General features: G+C 60.4%; 23 protein-coding genes and 1 pseudogene. 17 read left to right on the forward strand and 7 right to left on the reverse strand.

Features of this window, described 5'->3' with window-relative positions; translation table 11 throughout:
• Positions 1 to 134 precede the first annotated feature (134 nt).
• From ACI2KA_RS17905 to ACI2KA_RS17920, 4 genes are all read left to right on the forward strand, one after another.
• Entirely contained in the window at positions 135 to 1,088 is a 954-nt protein-coding gene (locus ACI2KA_RS17905; protein WP_404503801.1) for a choline ABC transporter substrate-binding protein, read from the forward strand.
• 290 nt (positions 1,089 to 1,378) lie between these two features.
• Positions 1,379 to 2,230, forward strand: coding sequence for a choline ABC transporter permease subunit (choW, locus tag ACI2KA_RS17910; protein ID WP_404503802.1), 852 nt, complete (start codon positions 1,379 to 1,381; stop codon positions 2,228 to 2,230).
• On the forward strand, positions 2,227 to 3,273 hold the full coding sequence (gene choV / locus ACI2KA_RS17915; RefSeq protein ID WP_404503803.1) for a choline ABC transporter ATP-binding protein: 1,047 nt from the start codon (positions 2,227 to 2,229) through the stop codon (positions 3,271 to 3,273). Before choW ends, choV begins: the two co-directional genes overlap by 4 nt.
• 543 nt (positions 3,274 to 3,816) lie before the next feature.
• Positions 3,817 to 4,137, forward strand: a complete 321-nt coding sequence (locus tag ACI2KA_RS17920; RefSeq protein WP_003524068.1) for a helix-turn-helix transcriptional regulator — start codon at positions 3,817 to 3,819, stop codon at positions 4,135 to 4,137.
• Between the two features lie 133 nt (positions 4,138 to 4,270).
• On the opposite strand, the gene ACI2KA_RS17925 is transcribed toward ACI2KA_RS17920, so the two are convergent.
• Entirely contained in the window at positions 4,271 to 5,446 is a 1,176-nt protein-coding gene (locus ACI2KA_RS17925) for a DUF3095 domain-containing protein (protein ID WP_404503804.1), read from the reverse strand.
• Between the two features lie 283 nt (positions 5,447 to 5,729).
• Between ACI2KA_RS17925 and ACI2KA_RS17930 the strand changes: the two genes are divergently transcribed.
• The 4 genes from ACI2KA_RS17930 (at position 5,730) to queF (ending at position 8,875) form a co-directional block, all read left to right on the forward strand.
• Positions 5,730 to 6,836 carry a branched-chain amino acid ABC transporter substrate-binding protein gene (locus ACI2KA_RS17930; protein WP_404503805.1) on the forward strand — a complete coding sequence of 369 codons (1,107 nt, stop codon included), beginning with the start codon at positions 5,730 to 5,732 and terminating at the stop codon, positions 6,834 to 6,836.
• A gap of 67 nt (positions 6,837 to 6,903) precedes the next feature.
• Entirely contained in the window at positions 6,904 to 7,305 is a 402-nt protein-coding gene (locus ACI2KA_RS17935; RefSeq protein WP_404503806.1) for a glyoxalase superfamily protein, read from the forward strand.
• A gap of 155 nt (positions 7,306 to 7,460) precedes the next feature.
• Complete coding sequence (locus tag ACI2KA_RS17940; protein ID WP_404503823.1) at positions 7,461 to 8,363, forward strand: cation diffusion facilitator family transporter; 903 nt, start codon at positions 7,461 to 7,463, stop codon at positions 8,361 to 8,363.
• Between the two features lie 47 nt (positions 8,364 to 8,410).
• Positions 8,411 to 8,875 (forward strand): preQ(1) synthase, encoded by a 465-nt coding sequence (gene queF, locus ACI2KA_RS17945; protein ID WP_004430149.1) that lies wholly within the window; start codon positions 8,411 to 8,413, stop codon positions 8,873 to 8,875.
• Positions 8,876 to 8,899: 24 nt separating this feature from the next.
• Here the strand turns inward: queF and ACI2KA_RS17950 are convergent, their stop codons facing one another.
• Complete coding sequence (locus ACI2KA_RS17950) at positions 8,900 to 9,652, reverse strand: DUF2076 domain-containing protein (RefSeq protein WP_404503807.1); 753 nt, start codon at positions 9,650 to 9,652, stop codon at positions 8,900 to 8,902.
• Between the two features lie 100 nt (positions 9,653 to 9,752).
• Positions 9,753 to 10,343 carry a HupE/UreJ family protein gene (locus ACI2KA_RS17955; protein ID WP_404503808.1) on the reverse strand — a complete coding sequence of 197 codons (591 nt, stop codon included), beginning with the start codon at positions 10,341 to 10,343 and terminating at the stop codon, positions 9,753 to 9,755.
• A gap of 233 nt (positions 10,344 to 10,576) precedes the next feature.
• Here ACI2KA_RS17955 and ACI2KA_RS17960 point away from each other — a divergent pair, with 233 nt between their 5' ends.
• The gene (locus ACI2KA_RS17960) at positions 10,577 to 11,158 is read left to right on the forward strand and encodes an ATP-dependent Clp protease proteolytic subunit (protein ID WP_003523060.1); all 582 of its coding nucleotides are present in this window, start codon (positions 10,577 to 10,579) and stop codon (positions 11,156 to 11,158) included.
• A gap of 110 nt (positions 11,159 to 11,268) precedes the next feature.
• Here the strand turns inward: ACI2KA_RS17960 and ACI2KA_RS17965 are convergent, their stop codons facing one another.
• A complete protein-coding gene (locus ACI2KA_RS17965) occupies positions 11,269 to 11,526 on the reverse strand; it encodes a pentapeptide MXKDX repeat protein (protein WP_404503809.1) in 258 nt (85 codons plus the stop codon).
• A 217-nt stretch (positions 11,527 to 11,743) separates the two neighbouring features.
• Here ACI2KA_RS17965 and ACI2KA_RS17970 point away from each other — a divergent pair, with 217 nt between their 5' ends.
• Positions 11,744 to 12,259 (forward strand): sigma-70 family RNA polymerase sigma factor, encoded by a 516-nt coding sequence (locus tag ACI2KA_RS17970; RefSeq protein WP_404503824.1) that lies wholly within the window; start codon positions 11,744 to 11,746, stop codon positions 12,257 to 12,259.
• Positions 12,256 to 12,900 carry an NrsF family protein gene (locus ACI2KA_RS17975; protein ID WP_404503810.1) on the forward strand — a complete coding sequence of 215 codons (645 nt, stop codon included), beginning with the start codon at positions 12,256 to 12,258 and terminating at the stop codon, positions 12,898 to 12,900. The genes ACI2KA_RS17970 and ACI2KA_RS17975 overlap by 4 nt, the downstream gene beginning before the upstream one ends.
• 82 nt (positions 12,901 to 12,982) lie before the next feature.
• On the opposite strand, the gene ACI2KA_RS17980 is transcribed toward ACI2KA_RS17975, so the two are convergent.
• Positions 12,983 to 14,065: an esterase-like activity of phytase family protein gene (locus tag ACI2KA_RS17980; RefSeq protein ID WP_404503811.1), complete on the reverse strand. Its 1,083-nt coding sequence runs from the start codon at positions 14,063 to 14,065 to the stop codon at positions 12,983 to 12,985.
• A gap of 282 nt (positions 14,066 to 14,347) precedes the next feature.
• On the opposite strand from ACI2KA_RS17980, the gene ACI2KA_RS17985 reads away from it, so the two are divergent.
• From ACI2KA_RS17985 to leuA, 4 genes and pseudogenes are all read left to right on the forward strand, one after another.
• On the forward strand, positions 14,348 to 15,526 hold the full coding sequence (locus tag ACI2KA_RS17985; protein WP_404503812.1) for a benzoate/H(+) symporter BenE family transporter: 1,179 nt from the start codon (positions 14,348 to 14,350) through the stop codon (positions 15,524 to 15,526).
• 36 nt (positions 15,527 to 15,562) lie between these two features.
• A pseudogene (locus ACI2KA_RS17990) lies at positions 15,563 to 15,784 on the forward strand (BrnT family toxin); the annotation flags it as partial.
• 28 nt (positions 15,785 to 15,812) lie between these two features.
• Positions 15,813 to 16,055 carry a type II toxin-antitoxin system BrnA family antitoxin gene (gene brnA / locus ACI2KA_RS17995; RefSeq protein WP_404503813.1) on the forward strand — a complete coding sequence of 81 codons (243 nt, stop codon included), beginning with the start codon at positions 15,813 to 15,815 and terminating at the stop codon, positions 16,053 to 16,055.
• A 318-nt stretch (positions 16,056 to 16,373) separates the two neighbouring features.
• Positions 16,374 to 18,083 carry a 2-isopropylmalate synthase gene (gene leuA / locus ACI2KA_RS18000; RefSeq protein ID WP_404503814.1) on the forward strand — a complete coding sequence of 570 codons (1,710 nt, stop codon included), beginning with the start codon at positions 16,374 to 16,376 and terminating at the stop codon, positions 18,081 to 18,083.
• A 207-nt stretch (positions 18,084 to 18,290) separates the two neighbouring features.
• Here leuA and ACI2KA_RS18005 read toward each other — a convergent pair whose 3' ends face one another.
• Positions 18,291 to 19,241, reverse strand: a complete 951-nt coding sequence (locus ACI2KA_RS18005; protein WP_404503815.1) for a metallophosphoesterase family protein — start codon at positions 19,239 to 19,241, stop codon at positions 18,291 to 18,293.
• 66 nt (positions 19,242 to 19,307) lie between these two features.
• On the opposite strand from ACI2KA_RS18005, the gene ACI2KA_RS18010 reads away from it, so the two are divergent.
• The gene (locus tag ACI2KA_RS18010; protein ID WP_404503816.1) at positions 19,308 to 19,799 is read left to right on the forward strand and encodes an NUDIX domain-containing protein; all 492 of its coding nucleotides are present in this window, start codon (positions 19,308 to 19,310) and stop codon (positions 19,797 to 19,799) included.
• A gap of 16 nt (positions 19,800 to 19,815) precedes the next feature.
• Here the strand turns inward: ACI2KA_RS18010 and ACI2KA_RS18015 are convergent, their stop codons facing one another.
• Positions 19,816 to 20,808, reverse strand: coding sequence for a glutathione S-transferase family protein (locus ACI2KA_RS18015; protein WP_404503817.1), 993 nt, complete (start codon positions 20,806 to 20,808; stop codon positions 19,816 to 19,818).
• A 296-nt stretch (positions 20,809 to 21,104) separates the two neighbouring features.
• Between ACI2KA_RS18015 and ACI2KA_RS18020 the strand changes: the two genes are divergently transcribed.
• On the forward strand, positions 21,105 to 21,674 hold the full coding sequence (locus ACI2KA_RS18020) for a GNAT family N-acetyltransferase (RefSeq protein WP_063950705.1): 570 nt from the start codon (positions 21,105 to 21,107) through the stop codon (positions 21,672 to 21,674).
• Positions 21,675 to 21,878: the final 204 nt, after the last annotated feature.

The raw sequence follows: 21,878 nt of genomic DNA on the forward strand, positions 1-21,878 counted from the left end.
CATCATCCGGCGCAACCCGACTATTTTCACGATTGTGTCGCAAACGGTGGGCCAAAGCACGCAAATGCGCGCGAGTTGATTGTGTCCGGCAGATATTGATAATGGCAAGGGAACGAAAAACAGGGAGCAAGCGAATGTTTGCAAATAGAAGCCGCTGTCTGGTCTTGGCCGCAGCAATCTCCTCCATGACGTTCAGCGCGGCCGGCGCCGCCGAACCGGCAAGCTGCGGTACGGTGCGTTTTTCCGATGTGGGCTGGACCGACATTACGGCCACGACGGCGACCGCAACGGTGCTCCTGAAAAGCTTGGGTTATGACACCGACGTCAAGCTTCTCTCCGTGCCAGTCACCTATACGTCCCTGAAAAACAAGGACATAGATGTCTTCCTCGGCAACTGGATGCCGACCATGGAAGGCGATATCGCCCCTTACCGCGCGGACAAATCCGTCGAGACGCTGCGCGAAAACCTCACCGGCGCGAAATACACGCTGGCGACCAACGCCAAGGGCGCGGAACTCGGCATCAAGGATTTCAAGGATATCGCCGCCCATAGCGCCGATCTCGGCGGCAAGATCTACGGTATCGAGCCCGGCAATGACGGCAACCGTCTGATTCTCGACATGGTGGCCAAGGACAGTTTCGGGCTGAAGTCGTTCGAGGTGGTGGAGTCCTCCGAACAGGGCATGCTGTCGCAGGTCGCCCGCGCGGAGAAATCCGGCGAGCCGATCGTGTTCCTCGGATGGGAACCGCACCCGATGAATGCCAATTTCAAGCTGACCTATCTGACCGGCGGCGACGAGGTCTTCGGCCCCAATCTCGGCGGCGCGACGATCTATACCAATGTCCGCAAGGGTTATGTCGAGGAATGCCCGAATGTCGGCACTCTTCTGAAGAACCTGCAATTTTCCCTGCCCATGGAAAACGAGATCATGGGCAAGATCCTGAATGACGGGCTTGAAGGGGAAGCGGCCGCGACCGCCTGGCTGAAGGCCAACCCGGCGGCGATCGAGCCCTGGCTCGCCAACGTCAAGACCAAGGACGGCAGCGCCGACGCCCTGCCTGCCGTCAAGAAGGCACTCGGCCTTTAAGCCGCAAGACGATGCATGGCTGCGACCGGTTTCCCCGAAAGGGGCCGGACGCGGCGGGAAATGACAATGCCTATGCATGACCTTGCTTCCGCTGATTTTTCCGGCATGAAGGTCATGCGCCAGCCCCGCGTCCGGCAGTTTTGCTGCCGGCCGTCGTTTCGGCATTGGCGCATTGCCGCTCGAACGGCATCGCCGTCAATGCTTCAAGTCTTTTTGCCTGCGCAATTCCATGCAAGACCGTTCCGCGTCTTGCCGGAATTGCCCTTATTCACGAAAGGTCTTTTCTTACCGTGGAATGGCTCAGCGCTCCTGAAAACCGCATACCCGTCGGCAGATACGCCAAGGAGGCCATCGACTGGCTGACCGGCAATCTCGCTTTTTTCTTCGATTGGCTTTCCTTCATTTTCCAAGGCGCCATCAACGCCCTGCTTTACGTCTTGCAGGCGCCGCATCCGCTGATCATCGTCGCGATCGTGACGGCGCTTTCGGCCTGGATGCGCCGCTCCGTCGGCATGCCGCTGTTCACGGCGCTCGGCCTGTTGCTCATCATCAATCTCGGCTACTGGAAGGCGACGACGGAGACGCTGGCGCTGGTCATCGCCGCCAGCGCCGTCTGCATGATCATCGGCATACCGCTCGGCATCCTGGCGGCGCGGCGCAAGTGGATCTATGCCGGCATGCGCCCCGTGCTGGACCTGATGCAGACCATCCCCACCTTCGTCTATCTCATTCCGGCGCTGGTGCTGTTCGGCCTCGGCATGGTTCCGGGGCTGATCGCCACCGTCATCTTCGCCATTCCGGCTCCGGTGCGGCTCACCCGCCTTGGCATCGTTTCGACGCCGCCGGCGCTGGTGGAGGCGGCGGTCGCCTTCGGCGCGACGCCGTCGCAGGTTCTGCGCAAGGTGGAGCTTCCCTTCGCCGCGCCGCAGATCATGGCGGGGCTGACCCAGACGATCATGCTGTCGCTGTCGATGGTGGTCATCTCCGCCCTGGTGGGGGCGAACGGTCTCGGCGTGCCGGTGGTGCGCGCGCTCAACACCGTCAATATCGCCATGGGTTTCGAGGCTGGTCTGTGCATCGTCATACTGGCCATCGTTCTCGATCGGCTTTTCCGCCTTCCCGGCACGGAGGACGACCTATGAGCGACGCCATCATCTTCGGAAATGTCGACATCGTCTTCGGCGACCGGCCGGACGCGGCGCTGCCCATGATCGACAGGGGCAGCAGCCGCGACGAGATCAATGTCGAGACCGGGCTGGTGCTCGGTGTCGCCAATGCCTCGCTGTCCGTCAGCGAAGGCGAAATCCTCGTGCTCATGGGGCTCTCCGGTTCGGGCAAATCGACCCTGCTGCGGGCCGTCAACGGGCTTGCGCCGGTGGTGCGCGGCAATGTCGGCGTGAAGACCAAGTCCGGTTATGTCGATCCCTATCGTTCGACGGCGAAAGCGCTGCGCGATCTGCGCATGCATACGGTTTCCATGGTGTTCCAGCAATTCGGCCTGCTGCCCTGGCGCAATGTCGCCGACAATGTCGGGTTCGGGCTCGAGCTTTCGGGCGTGCCGGAAGCCGAACGCAAGCGCATGGTGGCCGAGCAGCTGGAACTGGTGAACCTGTCCGCCTGGGCCGACCGCAAGGTGGGAGAACTTTCCGGCGGCATGCAGCAGCGTGTGGGCCTGGCCCGCGCCTTCGCCACGGGGGCGCCTATCCTCCTGATGGACGAACCGTTCTCGGCGCTCGACCCGCTTATCAGGTGCCGCCTGCAGGACGAACTGCTGGAATTCCAGAGCCGGCTGAAGAAGACCATTCTCTTCGTCAGCCACGATCTGGACGAGGCCTTCCGCATCGGCAACCGCATCGCCATGATGGAGGGCGGCCGTATCATCCAGTGCGGTACGCCGCAGCAGATCGTCAGGCAGCCGGCCACGCAATATGTCGCGGATTTCGTGCAGAACATGAATCCGATCTCCATGCTGACCGCCGCCGACGTGATGAAGCGGGGCGTGGACGAACAGAACGGCCGGATGACCGTTGCGGCCACCGCCCGTCCATCGTCGCCGCTGATCGACATTCTCGATGCGCTGGCCAAACATTCCGGTGCGATCGGCGTCGTCGACAATGGCGCAATCATAGGCACGATCTCAGCCGACGAGATCGTGGCCGGGCTGACCCGTCACCGCAAAAAATAGGCGTTTCACCGCGCAGAACCGGCAAAGGGCCTTCCGTCCAGGGAGGCCCTTTTCTATTTTTGCGCGGATATCACGGCGCAAGTTATACCTTCCCACGGTAGCAAAGAATATTTTTGATATCACAAGTTATGCATGAAAATAATTACTAATAAAAATCATATTGCAAAATTAGAGAAAATTGCGCAAAGTTAACCTAGATTCTATAGCTCGTTGCTAAATTTAAGGTGGTAAAAAATTGCGACCCCAAAATCCGGCCTCGGCTATCACGATTTCGACGCTCAACTTTTGATCGTTTATTGCTTATAAATACTGCCGCTAATACATATGTTTATTGCAGAATTGATGAAAAACAGGCAAAAAGCTGATAATTTGGTCACAGTGTCTTAAGTAAATAACCAGTGAAGAATAGTCTTTGAAAGGGACACGATATAAGCAAGATTTAGGTATATACAACGTATCCGCCGAATTATAAAAACACCTTTTGGAACACCTATAATAGCCACCATGACCGTCTTTCCGACTGTCATCAGGAGACTTGAGCGTATGGATAACCAATCTCTGTCGGAACATAGCATCGCCGCTGCAGACTTGCTCTCAGCGATGGCGAATCCCAAGCGCCTGATGATCTTGTGTACGCTGGTGGATACGGAAGTGCCGGTCGGTGTTCTCGCCTCACAGGTTGGCCTCAGCCAGTCAGCGCTCTCGCAACATCTTTCAAAATTGCGTGCGCAGCGACTGGTGAAGACCCGACGGGATGCGCAGACCATCTATTATTCCAGCAATTCCGAATCCGTGAAAAAGATCCTCGCTTCCCTCGAGGAGATTTATTGTCAGGCACAGAAGAGCAGCAAGACAGCCGCCTGATCCGACAAGCCCCGTAAAGGCCTTGCGGCACAACTCCGTTGAAACCGGCGTGCGACGCCGGTTTTTCGTTTCTGCGATTTCCGGGCGGAACCGGCCGGGCGATCCGTGTGGAGCCTGGCTCTCATACCGGGCTTCAGCGCGCCGGCGCAGCCTGCATCTGTTGCTTGAGGCGGCTTGCCGCCGCCGCATATCCGCCATCGGCGCCATCCACGAAATGCATGTGATCCCTCGAAAGCGGGGAGGGCACGATGCAGGTCATCAGGGCGGCCTCCTGTTCGTGCAGGCCGAAATAACAGGTTCCGATATTTCGCCCCGCTTCCAGCCGCGCACGGATTTTCTCGAGTCGTGCGGCGTTGATATCCACGGTCATCTTCAAGCCGTCGTCGAATTTCCTGAAATCGGTGTTGCTGGCGACGGAGCGCCGGTAACGCTCCGCGCTGAACCGTCCGAGCGACAGTCCCGTGACATTGAGGAGATTGATGAGCAGGGTCTCGCCGAGGATACGGAGCGAGCGGCGCATCCTGCCCCAAAGATCGCGGTGGGCTGCGCCGGCCCGTGCTTCGAGGCCGAGGCCCTCGCGCACGAAACCAAGCTTGGGGCCGTCCTCCGGCACGGGATGGCCCTGCCTTGCGTCCTGTGCGGCCAGATCGACAACATCCATGACGAGCTGGCGGAATGCCGGCATGTCCTGCGACGGTCCGGGCACCGCGATGATGGACACCACCTTGCCATGGGTCGCCGGGATGGGATTCCAGCGGCATGAAAGGCCGGTGAGGTCGGGGCGTGCGCCTGCCGCGGCTGCGGGCAGGGCATAACGCCCCTCCTTCATCCGTGCTTCGGCCCAGCTGTTGCCGCCGCCCGAAAACATGGCGTAGGAGACGTCTTCGCTTGCCTGAAAGCGTGCGACGCGAATATCGAAACCATTGTCGCGGATATCCTCGATAGGAACCAGCGCCACGCGCATTACAAGGTCGAGATCGTCCTTCACCCAGCGCTGCACGTTTGAAAGTGCGACGGCTGCAAGCGGCGATCCGCCAGGCGGGATCGCAACGGCGGCGCCATCGCCGCCGAAGGTGAAGGGCAGGTCGTGGCGCCCGAGGCTGTTCGATACGCCGGAAATGACCGCGGCGCCCGCCATATTGACCGCCTTGTATCGGCCGCTGCCGATGGCCGAGGTCGAATCGACAATATCGGCGATGGCCAGCGCCCATCCCGGCGGCAGGGCACGATAAAGCGCCGGGTCGGCCACGTCCTCAAAATGCCGGAAAACGGGCAGGCCCGTCAGAAACTCTTCATCTGCTGCGATCATGGCGTATTATCCTCCAGCAGGGGCCAAACGCCAAGCGCTTACGGATGTACGATTGCCGGTTCAGACGGCGCATCCACGGTCGTTCCAACGAATGATTTACCGGTAATAGACCTTATCCTGCAAAGGTGACTTGCATAAATCATCAAACCTTCCGTATGAGTTGAGAGGAAGGCTCGGAATTCAAACATGAAGCGAGTTTTCGCCGGGAGGCGTCCGATAGTTTCATTCGGTCGACGCCCATGGCGCTCACCGGGTCCGCGACCCCTTTTAAGGAGACACCAGGATGAAACTGAAGACATTGACCAGCGTGACGCTCGCAGCGTCCTTCGCATTCGCACCCCTTGCCCATGCCGAAATCGTCATCGGCCTGATTGCGCCGCTTACCGGCCCCGTCGCCGCCTATGGCGACCAGGTGAAGAACGGCGCCCAGACGGCAGTCAATGAAATCAACAAGAAGGGCGGCATCCTCGGCGAACAGGTCGTGCTGAAGCTGGCCGACGACGGCGGCGAGCCGAAGCAGGGCGTTTCCGCGGCGAACCAGCTCGTTGCCGAGGGCATTCATTTCGTCGTCGGTCCGGTGACGTCCGGCGTCGCCATTCCGGCCTCGGATGTGTTTGCTGAAAACGGCGTGCTGATGGTGACGCCGACGGCGACCGCGCCGGGCCTGACCAATCGCGGCCTTTCCAACGTCTTCCGCACCTGCGGTCGTGACGACCAGCAGGCCGAGGTTGCGGCGAAATACGTTCTCGCCAACCTCAAGGACAAGAAGATCGCCATCATTCACGACAAGGGCGCTTACGGCAAGGGGCTTGCCGATTCCTTCAAGGCGACGCTGAATGCCGGCGGCGTGACCGAAGTTCTCTATGATGCGCTGACGCCCGGCGAAAAGGATCTCGGCGCGCTGACGGCCCGCCTGAAAGCCGACAATGCCGACATCGTCTATTTCGGCGGTTACCATCCGGAAGCCGGTCTTCTGGTACGCCAGCTGAAAGACATCGGCTCCAAGGCCGCCGTCATCGGCGGTGACGGCCTGTCGAACAGCGAGTTCTGGAATATCGGCTCGCAGGCCGGCGAAGGCACGATCTTCACCAATGCGTCCGACGCGCTGAAGAATGACGATTCCAAGGCCGCAGCCGAGGCGCTGAAGGCCGCCAACATTCCGGCGGAAGCCTTCACGCTCAACGCCTATGCCGCCGTCGAAGTACTGAAGGCCGGTATAGAGAAGGCCGGAAGCGCCAAGGATTCCGAGGCGGTTGCCGCGGCTCTGAAGAGCGGTGACGCGTTCCCGACCGCGATCGGCAAGGTGACCTATGGCGAGAATGGCGACCTGACCTCGCAGGCATTCTCGCTCTTCAAGTGGCAGGACGGCAAGATCGTCGCCGCTGAATAAGCTCACGATACCGGCCGCACCCGTTGCGGCCGGTCTTCTTTCATGGCTTGGAAAAAGGCAGGCGAGAATGCGCGACGCCGGAAAGCAGGGTCTTTCAGATATCGGTTTCGAGCGGACATTCCCGATCGTCAGGATTTTCGACGAGGCCAAGGCGCGGGAGTTCTATGTCGATTTTCTCGGCTTCGGGGTGGATTGGGAACATCGCTTCGGCGACAATTTCCCGCTCTACATGCAGGTCTCGCGCGCCGGCATGGGGTTGCATCTCAGCGGTCATCACGGCGATGCGACACCGGGTTCCAACATCTTCGTCACCATGCGTGGCGTTCGCGCCTTTCAACAGGAACTGGCGGCGCAGGATTATCGCTTCATGAAGCCGGGCGTCGAAGAATTGCCCTGGGGCGACGTCATGGAGGTCACCGATCCCTTCGGCAATCGCATCCGGTTCTGCGAACAGAAAAGCGGGGATTGAGGTCCTGGACGTGACGTCAGGGCTCTTGACCTCGCCCGCGGTTTGAACGATAGAAAACCTCAATAGCGAACCGCGCGCACGGAGACCCCGTGCGCGCGGTTCGTGCGTTTTGGCAGTCGGTCATGCAATTCGTTCGCATCCGCACGGGGGCAAACATGAACAGTGAAGGCAATGCACTGGTAAGGAAGCTCGCATTCTGGGGCATTCCACTTTCTTTCGGCGTGCTGGGCCTCAAGCTGTTGGCCTGGTGGGTCACGGGGTCGGTCGCACTTCTGTCTGACGGTCTGGAATCGACCGTCAATGTGGTGGCGGCCTTCATCGCCTATTTCGTCATTCGTTATGCGCAGAAACCCGCCGATGACGATCACCAGTTCGGCCATCACAAGGCGGAATATATTTCCGCCGTCGTGGAAGGCGTGCTGATCGTCGTTGCCGCGCTGCTGATCGTGCAGGAGGCGTGGGGCGGTCTCTTCAATCCGAAACTGCCGGAAGCGCCGGTTCTCGGCCTGGCCATCAATGCGGCGGCGGCGGTCATCAATGCCGTCTGGGCGACGACCCTCATCCGGGTCGGCCGGAAATACGCCTCGCCAGCGCTGGCGGCCGACGGTCATCACATCATGTCGGATGTGGTGACGTCGGCGGGTGTTCTGGTGGGCCTCATTCTGGCGCTCATGACGGGTTATGCCATTCTCGATCCGCTGCTCGCCATTCTGGTCGCCATCAACATCCTGTTCCAGGGATCGAAGGTCATCCTGCACTCGCTTGGCGGGTTGATGGATCGGGCGGTGGAGCCGGAGGAAGACGAGGCGATCAAGAAGGCGATCGCGGACAATTCTGGCGGCGTCATCGGTGTGCACGATCTGAGGACCCGCCGTGCCGGTTCGGCCGCCTTCATCGATTTCCACGTGGTGGTTCCGGCCACGATGACGGTGCGCGAAGCGCATGATATTTGCGACCGCCTTGAAGATGCCATAAGGGAGGTCATACCCGGCGCCAGCCTTGCCATTCACGTCGAGCCGGAAGGCGAAAAGGCGCATGGCGTCAAAGTCATCGTTTGAACCGTCTGGATTCGAGTAATCCGGATTTGAACCATCAGGAGTTTTCCATGTCCGTGACGGATGTCTCCGGCCTGTCGCAGCTGGGCACGAAGGTCGATACGCCCGAGAGCCCGGAAAAGGCCGTTCTTGAAAAGGTGCCGAACGGCAATGCCGGCACAGATTATGTGGTGCGCTTCACCGCGCCCGAATTCACCTCGCTTTGCCCGATGACCGGCCAGCCGGACTTCGCCCATATCGTCATCGATTATATTCCGGGCGATTTCCTGGTGGAATCGAAGTCGCTGAAGCTCTTCCTGCAATCCTTCCGCAACCACGGCGCTTTCCATGAGGATTGCTCGGTCTATATCGCCAAGCGTCTGGTGGAGCTGCTGCAGCCGAAATGGCTGAGGATCGGCGCTTACTGGTATCCGCGCGGCGGCATCCCGATCGACGTCTTCTGGCAGACCGGTCCCGCGCCCGAAGGCGTATGGCTGCCGGATCAGGGGGTTGCCACCTATCGCGGTCGCGGCTGATCCGGCTGTTTCCGCAATGAAGGTTCAGGCGAACGAGCCGTCGTCGCCTGAATCGACATCCGCGTCATCGGCGCTGTCATCGTAATCGGCCTGCTGGATATTGTCGTCGTCGTTGTTATCCTGCTGGCCGGCGTTGTCGCCGTAATAATTATTGATGACGGTTTCCTCGACGGGGGCGTTGCCCGCGGCATTGCCGCCGCCGAAGGGTGAACCGAGCCCCAGCGACGACATATGGCTGCCGAAGATGCCGCTCAGCGAATTGGCAAGCAGCATGCCGCCGGCGACGCCGGCGGCGGTGCCGAGTGCGCCCTGCAGGAAGCCGCCGCCTGATCGTCCGACTGCGGCGGGCTGCTGGCTCCACGGGCCGCCGGGTTGCTGCTGACCGGTGGGCGATCCCCAGGGACCGGCCGTCTGGCCGGCGGTATCATTGCGCCATGAGGTTGGCGCGGCAGCAGGCGCTGGCGTCGGTGCGGGTGGCTGCGATTGTCCTGTGCCGAAGATTGAACTGAGGAACCCGCCCTGTGCAGCAGCCTGCGGGGCGTTATTACCGCTTTCCAGCGCATGGATGCGGTCTTCTAGCTGCCTGATATGGGCTGCTGCCGCCTCCAGCCCTTTTTCCTGAACGATCACCGCCTGGGCGAGATAATAGGGGGCTGCGGGCTGATCGCGCACGGCGTCGGCGATCAATGTTTCCGCCTCGCGGTCACGCGGGGTGACGGATGCGGTTTTGGTCCTGTCGAACAGGGCCTTGAGAAGCTGGCTTTCTTCCGGTGACATATGCTGCCTCCTTACCGTGAAGCGTAAATCCACAATAAGGAGGTAGGCCGAAATTCCGGCTTTTCAAAGCGGCCGGAATTTTAAATTTCGGTAATGATCGTCAGCCGCCGAAAGCGAGCGACAGGCCGGCGATTGCCGTCAGCGCGCCGACGGTGCGGCTTGCGACCGAACCGAAACGGGCAATGCCAAGGCCGAGCGCTATGCCGGCCGCATGCAGGATGGCGGTGGCGATCATGAAGCCGATGCCGAATTGAAGCGCGCCGGCGCTGCCGAGTTCACCGCCATGGGCGTGGCCGTGGAAAAGCGCGAAAGCGCCGACGACGGCCGCTGCCGCCGCGGTGGGAAGCCGGGCCGCCATGGCGACGAGCAAGCCAAGGCCGATGACGGAAGCGAGAATGGCCGGTTCGACAAAAGGAAGCTCGATGCCGTAAACCGCCATCAGGAAACCGGCGGCCATGGTGCCGACGAAGGCGGACGGCACGATCCAGAGGGCTTTGCGATCATTGCGCGCCACGGCGATCTGCGAGGCCCAGATGCCGACGGCCACCATGGCCAGAATATGGTCGGCACCGAAAAAGGGATGGGAGACGCCGGCCATGAAGGAGCCGTGTTCTTCCGGGTTCAGATGGGCAAAGGCGGGCAGGGCGGTAATGCCGAGCGCGGCGGCGGCAAGGCTTAGTCTTTTCAGCATGGTTCCCTCTTTTGATTGTCGCCGCCTGTCCGGATCTTGGGCTTCCGGGGCGGGCGGCACGGCAATGGAGGCGCTGACGATATCGTGAATGTCAGGATGCTGTCCATGCGTCATCTGCCGGGGGTGCTGTTTATTGTTCAGGTGCGAACCTTGCCTTTTTCGCTCATTGCCTTACGTAACAAGTCGCACTATGTCCGAAGGGCATGCACGAATTACGCTGGAGAGAGCCGTTGATGAACGAAGACGAAGACGACAAGAGCAAGGAACTGCCGATCGGCAAGGAAACGGAAGCGAATCTTTTCAAGTCGCGTTCTATCTTCATCTATGGCGGCATTACCCAGGAACTGGCGCAGAAGGTCTGCACGCAGCTCGTGGCCCTTGCCGCCGCAAGCGACGACGACATTCGTGTTTACGTCAATTCGCCGGGCGGCCATGTCGAATCGGGTGATTCCATCCACGACATGATCAAGTTCATCAAGCCGAAGGTTTACATCATCGGCACGGGCTGGGTCGCTTCCGCCGGTGCGCTGATCTATGTTTCGGTGCCGAAGGAACGTCGCCTTTGCCTGCCGAACACCCGCTTCCTGCTGCACCAACCCTCCGGCGGCACGCGCGGCATGGCGTCCGACATCGAAATCCAGGCGCGCGAAATCATCAAGATGAACCAGCGCCTGATCAAGATCTTCTCCAAGGCCACCGGCCAGAGCGAAGAAAAGATCGCCAAGGATATCGATCGCGATTACTGGCTTGGCGCGGAAGAGGCCAAGGATTACGGTCTGGTCGGCAAGATCGTCGAAAGCCAGTCGGAGCTCTGAGTTTCCGATTTTCCTTTAAAAAGCCCGTACCGGCAGCAGCCGGTGCGGGCTTTTCCGTTTCTCGTGGCGGAATGCCGTGGTTCCGGTCCTGCCCTGCGGCAGGCGCGGCGTCATTTCATGGTGTCGCAGGCCTTCATCATGTCGGCTTTCTTCGTTCTGTCCATTTCCATGCCGGCCTTGTGCATGCAGTCCTTCTTGCTGGCCATGGACATACCATCCTTTTTCATCATCTGCGTTTTCATGGTGTCGCTGTGCGCGGCGTCCCTCTTCATCGTATCGGTTTTCATGCTGTCGGCATGGGCGATGCCTGTGAAGGAAAGGACCGACAGCATGGAAGCGGTGGCGATGGTCGCAAAAATGCGGGTCATGAAAGGTCTCCTCTGGACGTCGTTTATGTCCGGCGGCGGCGTGCCGCGGCTCACGATTGTCCATTCGCTCGGAGACGGCCCGCCGTTACGGCTTCACGCGCTTGTGACGGCATATTCGGGCGAGATTTTTTTTAAGCCATTATGTAACAATAGCCTGCCGATTGCGAATAACCCGACAGTGACGATGACAGGCAGCCCTTCGGAAGAGACATTAAAGATGCTGATGCTGCGTTCCCTTGACGGGGACGAAAGCGCCTACAGGCATTTGCTGCATGCCCTGCGGCGGCTGCTGGCCGCCTATTACGGCCGGCGCATGGCCGGCGCATCCCGAGGCGATGTGGAAGATCTCGTGCAGGAAACCCTGTTGTCGCTTCACGCCAAACGGGAGACCTATGATCGTGCGCGACCGTTCACGGCCTGGTTCTTTGCAATCGCGCGCTACAAGCTCATCGACCATTATCGGGGCAGCGGCGCGCGGATGCGGGCGGAAATCGAACTCGATGAGACGCTGGAAGCCGAATCGACTGTCGATGCGGTGACGGCGCGCATGGATGTGGAACGCCTGCTCAACGACGTGCCCGAACGGCAACGCGATCTCATTCGCAGGGTGAAGCTCGAGGGTCAGTCAATCGCCGAAGCGGCGCAGGGGTCCGGTCAGACCGAACTTGCGGCGAGGGTCGGCATCCATAGAACGCTGAAAGTCCTGGCGGCAAAGTTGCGGGGAGACACGTGAGAAAGACCGAAGACATCATTGATCAACTGGCGGGCGACCTCAGGCCCGTACCGGTTTCGGCGCTGGAGCGCAGGCTGCTGCTGGCCGTCTTGCCCGCGCTCTGCGTTTCGCTTGTGCTGATGTTCGTCATTCTCGGGCTGCGCAGCGATATGGATGATGCTTTCACCGAACTGGGTTTCTGGATCAAGTCCGCTTACAATGCAGTGCTGGCCGTGGTTGCGTTCCTTGCCGTCCGGCGCCTTGCCCGGCCCGATGGTGATCGTGGCCGTTTTTTTGCATGGCTGGCGGTGATTTTCGTTGCAATGGCGGCAATCGCATTCGTCCAGCTGGGCTTTGCCCTGCCGGGCAGCTACCGCACCCTTATTCTGGGATCGTCGGCTCTGCATTGCCCGTTTTTGATCGTGGTTTTCGCATTTCCCATGTTTCTGGCGAATTTGTCGGTTCTCAAACGCTCCGCGCCCGCCGATCCCGCGCTTGCCGGTTTTGCGGCGGGCATCGCCGCGGGTGCAGCCGGGGCGTGGGTCTATTCCTGGTTCTGCACCGAAAACGGCATGGCATTCGTGCTGATCTGGTATTCGCTCGGCATTCTTGTCATGGGCCTGATCGGCGCTTTTGCCGGCTCCCGTTTTCTCCGCTGGTGACCGTTTCCTTCGCCTGGCCGAGCCGGTTGCCGATACCGGCCCCGAGCGTTGCCCGAGCCGGCATCCTGCGTCATCACGGATCCTACTGACCCAAATTTGCGGGAATTGCGAAGAGCGCAAACTGGGTGAACTGCTTGCCCGGATTGAAATTGTCGTCCGAGGCGATGACGAAGATCTGTTTGCCGTCCACCACCGGGCCGAAAGCGAAGCTTTCGATATTGTCGATGTCCAGGCCGAAATCGCCTTCGTTGATTTCGAACCAGGCGGATTTGGATATGGCGGCCACGGAGGCCGCATCGATCTTGTCCCTGCCGAGAATATTGTCGGCGCGCGACAGGTCGGCGATGAAAAAGCGGATATGGTTGCCGACGCCGGAAGCGAAATTGCGCTCGACGGCGACGAAACGGCCATCCGGCAGGGCCGCAATGGCGGAGAGACCATTGTCGTTATATTTCGGCTCGGCGGCTGTCGGGGTCTTCGAGATCGCTTCGGTGACATAGACGTGCTCGGCCACCGGTTTCAGCGTCGCCGTATCGATCACGAGGATGCGTGCCGGGCTGCCGGCCTGCGGCGTCGCCTTGGGGCCGTCCTGGATCAGGGCGTTTTCGGTGGCGGCGATCAGCCGGCCGGGCATCAGCATCAGGCCTTCGAAGGCGAGATTGTTCTGCACGCCTTTGGTCTTTGCGTCATCGACGAGATAGGCGTCGGGCAATTCCAGCCGCCTGACATTGCCGCCATCGAGGTTCGAGACATAGATCGCGGGCTGGTTCTTCAGGTCACGCTCGGAGGACCAGTAGAGCTTGCCGCCCTTGCGGTCGAGCGCTATTCCCTCGGCATCGATGCCCTTCGGGGCGAAGGCTGCGCCGGCCTCATCCTTCAATTCCCGCGTGGCGGCGATGTTAAGCTTGACGGCGCCATCCGTGACGGCCAGTTCCAGCTCGTAATAGCGGGCCGGACCATTTTCCACACGATCATCGGAAATAGCTAGATAACGGCCGGTTTCACTGTCGAAGGCGAGATCCGAAATGCCGCCGAAGGCGACGCCATTGATGGCAAGGCCCGAAGGAACGACGATCTGGCCGAGAAAGGCCGGCGGTGGCGGGGTCTGGGCGGCGGCCGGAAGTGCCACAAGGCAAAAAGCGGCGAAGGTGGCGATGCGAAACATGGAGACGATCCCTCTTGTGGCGGCTGCCCCGCTGTTATGGATGCCGAGAGGATTAGTCCCCTGTCGCTAAACTTTGATGACGTTTTCCGCGTCTCCCGTACCTGAAGCCCGGCCGCTCATCTTGCCAAGCCTTGTCTTTTTTGATCCTGAATATAGTCATGCTTCATCCAAAGCGTGTCGCCATCTTCGGATTCGCGCTCCACGCTTCAAGTTTTGTTCCTGTCCGTCGTCAATGCAGACCGCTGCGGTTTTTGCGACAGGCAGCAGGCCGCAGAGTGCTTCATGCTGAAAGATTTTTCCGTCCAGAGCCTGTTCATGGGGTGCCTCACCGCCTTTGTCGGTTTCGCCAGCTCCTTTGCCGTCGTGCTGCAGGGCCTGAAGGCCGTGGGTGCGACGGATTTCGAGGCGGCGTCCGGGCTGATGGCGCTTTCGGTGGCCATGGGGCTCTGCGCCATCGTTCTCTCCATCGCCACCCGGCTGCCGGTCAGCATCGCATGGTCCACCCCGGGCGCGGCGCTTCTGGCGACCACGGGCGTGATCGAGGGCGGATTTCCGGCGGCGGTGGGCGGTTTTGTCATCTGCGCCGTCCTGATCATCATTGCCGGCCTGTTCCGGCCGCTCGGGCGGGCGGTTGCCTCCATTCCCGCGCCGCTTGCCAACGCCATGCTTTCCGGCGTCATCATCGGCCTGTGTTTTGCGCCGATCAAGGCGATCGGCTTCAACCCGGCGCTCGGCCTGCCGATCATTCTGGCCTGGATCGTGGTGGGGGCCTTCAAGCGGCTTTTCGCCGTGCCCGCCGCGCTTGCCGCCTTCGTGCTGGTGATGATCTTCGGCGTCGATATTCCCGCCGGCGCGCTGGACAGCGTGGCGCAATCGCTGACACCGCCGATGGAATGGGTGACGCCCACCTTCAGCCTGCACGCCGTGGTTTCCATCGCCTTGCCGCTCTTCATCGTTACCATGGCCTCGCAGAACATTCCCGGCATCGCGGTGCTGAAGGTCAATCATTACGATCCGCAGCCCGGACCGCTTTTCGCCACGACGGGCTTCTTCTCGCTGCTTTCCGCCCCCTTTGGCGGCCATGCCGTCAATCTTGCCGCCATCACCGCGGCCATGTGCGCGGGCGAGGACGCCCATGCGGACCCCAGGCGGCGCTACTGGGCCGCAATCATCGGCGGCGTCGGTTACATCGTCTTCGGCTTGCTGGCCGGTGTCGTCACGGCCTTCGTGGCGCTGGCGCCGCCCATCCTCATTCAGGCGGTGGCGGGGCTGGCGCTGGTCGGCGCCTTTTCCGGCTCCGCCGTTGCGGCGTTCAGGGAACCCGAGACCCGTGAGGCTGCGGCGATCACCTTTCTCATCACGGCTTCCGGCCTCTCCTTCGGCGGTGTTTCCGGGGCCTTCTGGGGGTTGATCGGCGGCGGGTTGATGATGGCGTTGCAGCGGGTGGTGAAGCGTGGTTAGATGGTGGAAATGGTATAGTTTTTATATTATATTCTCATGGTATTCGAATTTGATCCGATAAAGAGTGCTGGCAATAAAGACAAACACGGCATTGATTTTGTCGATGCCCAGGCATTGTGGCACGATAAATACGGTTTGACGGTTACAGCGCACAATATTGGAGAAGAGCGGTTCGCCCTCATCGCACTTCTCGGGGAGAAGTTGTGGTTGGCTGTCCACACAGTGCGGGGCAGCCGTATTCGCATCATTTCCGTGCGACGTGTCCGAGAATTAGAGAGGTATCACTATGAAGACAATAAGCGCAGAAGAATTCGACAGGATGGCCGATGGTGGCGAAGACATCAGCGAATATCTCGACTGGTCGACGGCACGGCATCTGAACATCGAACCCAAGCGCGTCAACATCGATTTTCCAACATGGGTCGTCAACGATCTCGACAACGAAGCACGTCGTCTCGGTGTGACCCGGCAATCGCTTGTCAAATTGTGGATCGCCGAAAGGCTGGAGACTGGCCGTCGAGCAAAATAAGTCTGCGCCTCACAAGATCACTTGTCAGACCGCCAGCCGCTGTTTATACACATCGCCATGAGCAACAGCATCGAAACCATTTCCGGCATGAGCGCGCAGATTTCTGCGAAGGCTTCGCCGTGCGGTGCACTCTCGCTTCTTAGCCTCGACCTTACACGCGGTTGCCGGGTCCAGTGAGGAGCGCCCGGCGGCCGAAAGCCCGCTGGTGCAAACGCTCCTCATCTCGAAATCTCATTTTATACTGGATTTAGGCCCCGATGGGCCGCGCATCCGCCGATGGCTTAAAGAAGCCCGCGGACTGCGCAAGGAGGAAGCGAAATGGACGCCAAGACCACCACTATTTCCAAGGGCATGACCGATGCGAGCGTGAAGTATCGCCCTTACCCGACCATCAATATCCCCGACCGTACATGGCCGGGCAAGACCATCGACAAGGCGCCGATCTGGTGTTCGGTGGACCTGCGCGACGGCAACCAGTCGCTGGTCAACCCCATGGGCCACGACCGCAAGGCCCGCATGTTCAAGCTGCTCTTGGAAATGGGTTTCAAGGAAATCGAGATCGGTTTCCCTTCCGCCTCGCAGACGGACTTCGATTTCGCCCGCTGGTGCGTGGAGGAAGGCAATGTGCCTGACGACGTGTCCCTGCAGGTGCTGGTGCAGTGCCGCCCGGAGCTGATCACCCGCACCTTCGAGGCGCTGGAAGGCGCCAACAAGCCGATCATCCATTTCTACAATTCCACCTCGGAACTGCAGCGCCGCGTGGTGTTCGGCAAGGATGTGCACGGCATCAAGCAGATCGCCGTCGATGCCGCCAAGATGATCACCGACATGGCGGCCAAGGCCGGCGGCGGTTACCGTTTCGAATATTCGCCGGAAAGCTTTACCGGCACCGAGTTGGAAGTGGCGCTGGAAATCTGCAACGCCGTGGTCGAAGTGGTGAAGCCGACGGCCGACAACAAGCTGATCCTGAACCTGCCCTCGACGGTGGAAATGGCGACGCCGAACATCTATGCCGACCAGATCGAATGGATGTGCCGCAATATCGACAATCGCGAAAACGTCATCATCTCGCTGCATCCGCATAATGACCGCGGCACCGGCATCGCGGCAACCGAGCTGGGCCTGATGGCCGGTGCGGACCGCGTCGAAGGCACGCTGTTCGGCAATGGTGAGCGCACCGGCAATGTCGACGTCGTGACGCTGGCGTTGAACATGTATACACAGGGCGTGGATCCGGAACTGGATTGCCGCGATATCGAGCGCATCAAGGCGGTCTATGAATATTCCAACGAGATGACGATCCCCGAGCGCCACCCTTATGTCGGCGAACTGGTCTATACGGCGTTTTCCGGCTCGCATCAGGATGCGATCAACAAGGGCATGAAGGCGATCAAGGTCGCCAACCATCCGGTCTGGGAAGTGCCCTATCTGCCGATCGACCCGAAGGATGTCGGCCGTTCCTACGAGGCGATCATCCGCATCAACTCGCAATCCGGCAAGGGCGGCATCGCCTATATTCTGCAGCAGGATTACGGCATCAACCTGCCGCGCAACCTGCAGGTGGAGTTCCGTGAGGATATCCAGCGCATCACCGACGAAGAAGGCGTCGAACTGCCGGCCAAGCGCATCTATGAGCGCTTTATCGAGCGTTACGTGACGCAGCCGAAGGCGCGCATCAAGTTCGTCGATCACCACACCTATCCCGCCGGCGATTTCAAGGGCGTGCGCATCGTTGCCGCCGAGATCACCGACAATGGCGAAGTGAAGCGCATCGAGGGTAAGGGAACAGGTCCGATCGACGGCTTCATCAATGCGCTGTCGGTCTATCTCGGTATCGATCTGTCGGTGAATGACTATTCCGAGCATTCGCTGCAGCACGGGTCGAATGCCTCGGCCATTGCTTATGTCGAGATGGAGCATCCGGGCGGCAAGCTGTTCGGGGCAGGCGTCAATACGAATATCGTGGCGGCGTCGCTGGAGGCGATCGTTTCGGCGGCCAATCGGGTGCTGGAAGAGCGGGCTAAGTGAGCTTGCTTGGAGGGTGGGGCAAGGCACCCCCCTCTGCCCTGCCGGGCATCTCCCCCTCAAGGGGGGAGATCGGCAGGAGGCGCTACCACCACTTCATTTGCAACGTTGAGATGGGCGAGACCCAACCACGAGTCGATCTCCCCCCTTGAGGGGGAGATGCCCGGCAGGGCAGAGGGGGGTAAGCCCCAGCCTCAAAGCCGGCGAACGCTATTCCCCCAACCGCGAGAACCCCAGCGGCCGCCCATTCTCATAAAACACCCGCACATCCTCCAGCGCCACGCCCGTCCCCGTCTCATCGAGGCTATGCCGCTCGCAGGTTACGTTCCAGGTGCCCGGCCCGCCGGAAATGTTGAAGAGATTATAAGCCGCACGCGGTTTTTCCCCGCCCGGCCCCTGGCTGGCCGACGCGATGCCGACGACCGGGATGTGGTCCAGCCCGTGATGGGTATTCAGCCAATAAACCGTATTCAAATGCGTATGACCATGCAGCACGAGTTCCGCACCCCCGACGCCCAGCGCTGCGGCGAAACGGCGAATGCCGATCATGCGCTTGTGGGTGGCGGCTGCACCGCGGATCGGCGGATGATGGATCATCACCACGCGGAACAGCCCCTGTTCGCCGGCTTTTTTCAAAAGCTCCGCCGTGGCGCGGGCCTGGCGGTTGCCGAAATAACCGGTGGCTGAAAAGGGCGGTGTGGCAATCGAGGTGGAGCAGCCGATCAGCGCCACGGGGCCGCGCACGCGCAGATAGGGGAAAATCTTGCGGTCGTCGTCCCATTCCGGCGGATCGCCATCGCCGCGCACATAGGGGTACCAGGCCTGCATGGCCTTGTCATGCGCGCCGGACACATAGGCGTCGTGATTGCCGGGAACCACCGAGGTCTTTTCAGGGTCGCCCACTTCCTCCAGCCAGTCGGCGGCGGCGCGGATTTCGATGCCGGTCGCAAGATTGACGAGATCGCCGGTGATCGCCAGATGATCGGGCGATTTCGTTTCCAGATCGTCGAGCAGCTTTTCCAGCGTATCGGTGAAAAGGTGCTTGCGGCGGTTGCGGTGCCAGTTGACGAAACCGGTGATACGCTTGGATGCAAGTTCCCGGAAAGTGAGTTTTGGCAGTGGCCCCAAATGGACGTCTGAAATATGCGCAAGTTTGAACATGGCGGCAGAGATAACCTATGATATGCCCCACGTCCAACAAAAGCCGGCAGGCGGGGAGAAACCAGGGTGAATGACGAGACAACCGGGCGGCAGGCCCGTCCGTTCCATATGCGCATCTTCATTCGCCTGCTGCATTTCGTTTTTCTGTTCACGCGCGGCGCAACCCTCGGTGTGCGTGCCGCCTGCTACGATGAAAAGGGCAGGATTTTCCTGGTACGGCACACCTATCTGCCCGGCTGGTATCTGCCGGGCGGCGGCGTGGAGCGCGGCGAAACCCTGCTTGAGGCGCTGCACAAGGAAATCCGCGAGGAGGGCAATCTCCAAGCGGCCTCCAGGCCGGAGCTTTTCCATGTCTATCTCAATCTGGAAGGCAGCAACCGCGACCATGTCGCGCTCTACCGGCTGGCCGTCACCCAGACGCAACCGAAAAAGCCGGACCATGAAATTGCCGAAAGCGGTTTCTTCGAGCTTTCAGACCTCCCCCAAGGGGTGACGGCGGCAACCCGCCGCCGCCTTGCCGAATTTGCCGGTGAAACGGCGGTTGCCGACCACTGGTAGCGGCGGAAAGCTTCCGTCAGGAGAGGGCCTCGCGGCCATGGGCCATGGTCAGATCCAGCTCCGGGCCGACGGGCACGATGCCGGTCGGGTTGATGGTGCGATGGCTGCGGTAATAATGTTCCTTGATGTGGCGCATGTCGACCGTCTCCGGCACGCCCGGCGTCTGGTAAAGATCGCGCAGATACGCCGTCAGATGCGGATAGTCATGGATGCGGCGGATATTGCACTTGAAATGGCCGACATAGACGGGGTCGAACCGCACCAGCGTCGTGAACAGGCGCCAGTCCGCTTCGGTCTGTTCCGCACCGAACAGGAAACGCCGGTCCTTCAGGCGGCTCTCCAGCATGTCCAGCGTTTCGAAGACCTTCACGGCATTCTGCTGATAGGCTTCCTGCGTGGTGGCGAAGCCGGCCTTGTAGACGCCGTTATTGACGGTGTCGTAGATGACGTCGTTCAGCGCATCGATCTCGGCATGCAGCGCTTCAGGGTAATAATCCGCGTCCGATCCGGTGAGACCGTTGAAGGCCACGTTGAACATGCGGATGATTTCCGCCGATTCATTGGAGACGATGGTACCGCGCTTTTTATCCCACAGAACCGGCACGGTGACGCGCCCGGAATAGTTGGGGTCCGCCCTGGTATAGACCTGCCAGAGCGTGGAGGAGCCGAACAGATGATCTTCGGTCGCGCCCGGTGTGCGTTCTCCCTCAGGCTTGAATTCCCAGCCGTTTTCCAGCATCAGCGGATCGACGACGGAGACGGAGATCAGGTCTTCCAGCTTCTTCAGCTTGCGGAAGATCAGCGTGCGGTGCGCCCAGGGACAGGCAAAGGAGACATAGAGGTGGTAACGACCCTTCTCCGCCTCAAAACCGCCTTGTCCGGAAGGGCCGGGCGCGCCGTCCACTGTCACCCAGTTGCGGAACTGCGAGGCGCTGCGCTTGAAATGCCCCCTGGTTTCCTTGGTGTCATACCAGAGGTCTTTCCATACGCCCTCCACCAGCATGCCCATGATGATCTCCTTGATTGTTTCCCTGGCGGCGATATTACCCGTTTCGCTCCTTGCCGCGAACCCGCAAGGCGTTGAACAATGCGTTTCCGGTCCCGCACAGGCTGAATGAAGAAGCGCCGAGATTTGTTCTGGACGGGTGGCGATTTTCCTGATAATTGCGATTTTCACAAATCTGAGGAATTTTTTGACTATGATCGAACCACGGATGCTCCGACGACGCTGACGCTCCTGAACGCCCTTACCGGCGCAGCCGTCATTTATTGTCGCATCCGCATTCTGGAAGTTTCGGTCTCTTCATGTCCAAGCACGATCTTGTCTACCTCACCGAGGACGCGTCCCACGACGCCATCATCGACGTCATCAACGAAGAAGCATTTGGTCCCGGCCGGCACACCCGTGCGGCGGCGCGCATCCGTGAGCAGGGGCCGCATGACCGCTCGCTGTCCTTCGTCTGCGCCGATGATGGCGAGACGATTGCTTCGGTGCGCATGACGCCGGTTCTGGCCGGTGGGGTGAAGGGCCATATGCTTGGCCCGCTCGCGGTTCGGCCCTCGCACAAGAACAAGGGCATCGGCCGGGAACTCGTCCGGATCGCCATTGCGGCTGCAAGGCGGAAAGGCTCCGAGGCCGTGATCCTGATCGGCGACCCGCCCTATTACATGCCGCTCGGCTTCGAAAAGGTCGCCTATGCGGCGCTCGATTTTCCCGGCCCGGTTGACCCGAACCGGGTGCTGGTCGTGCCGCTTGGCGACGACGTGCACCAGCGGCTGAAGGGCAAGATCGGCTGGCGCAAATGCGAAGCCGTGATGCCGGCCGCCACGGCGGAAGATGAGGGTTTTGAGGAGCCGCTCAGGGTTTACGGCTGAGGGGGTATCCGAAGGGGCTTTGTGCTTTTTAGCGCAACATAAAACCCCCGTCATGCCGGACTTGATCCGGCATCCAGCCACGGCGCGTCTGCGCCGTGAAAGAGTCTCCCGCGATCAAGGACTTGATCGCGCTGGCAACTGTATTGGTGGATATTATTCTCAGGATGTTTTGAATGTGGTTTTGTCCCTGAGAATGGCGTTTGC

The sequence above is a fragment of the Agrobacterium sp. NPDC089420 genome (assembly GCF_044900305.1).
In the GTDB taxonomy this organism is placed as follows: domain Bacteria; phylum Pseudomonadota; class Alphaproteobacteria; order Rhizobiales; family Rhizobiaceae; genus Agrobacterium.

Coding starts and splice junctions, on each gene's coding strand:
- ACI2KA_RS17985 (WP_404503812.1), top strand. CDS start 14,348: ATGCTGAAAGATTTTTCCGTCCAGAGCCTGTTCATGGGGTGCCTCACC.
- ACI2KA_RS18015 (WP_404503817.1), bottom strand. CDS start 20,808: ATGGGCATGCTGGTGGAGGGCGTATGGAAAGACCTCTGGTATGACACC.
- ACI2KA_RS17935 (WP_404503806.1), top strand. CDS start 6,904: ATGCGCGACGCCGGAAAGCAGGGTCTTTCAGATATCGGTTTCGAGCGG.
- ACI2KA_RS17980 (WP_404503811.1), bottom strand. CDS start 14,065: ATGTTTCGCATCGCCACCTTCGCCGCTTTTTGCCTTGTGGCACTTCCG.
- brnA (WP_404503813.1), top strand. CDS start 15,813: ATGAAGACAATAAGCGCAGAAGAATTCGACAGGATGGCCGATGGTGGC.
- ACI2KA_RS17920 (WP_003524068.1), top strand. CDS start 3,817: ATGGATAACCAATCTCTGTCGGAACATAGCATCGCCGCTGCAGACTTG.
- ACI2KA_RS17950 (WP_404503807.1), bottom strand. CDS start 9,652: ATGTCACCGGAAGAAAGCCAGCTTCTCAAGGCCCTGTTCGACAGGACC.
- ACI2KA_RS18005 (WP_404503815.1), bottom strand. CDS start 19,241: ATGTTCAAACTTGCGCATATTTCAGACGTCCATTTGGGGCCACTGCCA.
- leuA (WP_404503814.1), top strand. CDS start 16,374: ATGGACGCCAAGACCACCACTATTTCCAAGGGCATGACCGATGCGAGC.
- ACI2KA_RS18020 (WP_063950705.1), top strand. CDS start 21,105: ATGTCCAAGCACGATCTTGTCTACCTCACCGAGGACGCGTCCCACGAC.
- ACI2KA_RS17940 (WP_404503823.1), top strand. CDS start 7,461: ATGAACAGTGAAGGCAATGCACTGGTAAGGAAGCTCGCATTCTGGGGC.
- ACI2KA_RS17925 (WP_404503804.1), bottom strand. CDS start 5,446: ATGATCGCAGCAGATGAAGAGTTTCTGACGGGCCTGCCCGTTTTCCGG.
- ACI2KA_RS17970 (WP_404503824.1), top strand. CDS start 11,744: ATGCTGATGCTGCGTTCCCTTGACGGGGACGAAAGCGCCTACAGGCAT.
- ACI2KA_RS17930 (WP_404503805.1), top strand. CDS start 5,730: ATGAAACTGAAGACATTGACCAGCGTGACGCTCGCAGCGTCCTTCGCA.
- ACI2KA_RS17965 (WP_404503809.1), bottom strand. CDS start 11,526: ATGACCCGCATTTTTGCGACCATCGCCACCGCTTCCATGCTGTCGGTC.
- ACI2KA_RS17905 (WP_404503801.1), top strand. CDS start 135: ATGTTTGCAAATAGAAGCCGCTGTCTGGTCTTGGCCGCAGCAATCTCC.
- ACI2KA_RS17955 (WP_404503808.1), bottom strand. CDS start 10,343: ATGCTGAAAAGACTAAGCCTTGCCGCCGCCGCGCTCGGCATTACCGCC.
- choV (WP_404503803.1), top strand. CDS start 2,227: ATGAGCGACGCCATCATCTTCGGAAATGTCGACATCGTCTTCGGCGAC.
- ACI2KA_RS17960 (WP_003523060.1), top strand. CDS start 10,577: ATGAACGAAGACGAAGACGACAAGAGCAAGGAACTGCCGATCGGCAAG.
- queF (WP_004430149.1), top strand. CDS start 8,411: ATGTCCGTGACGGATGTCTCCGGCCTGTCGCAGCTGGGCACGAAGGTC.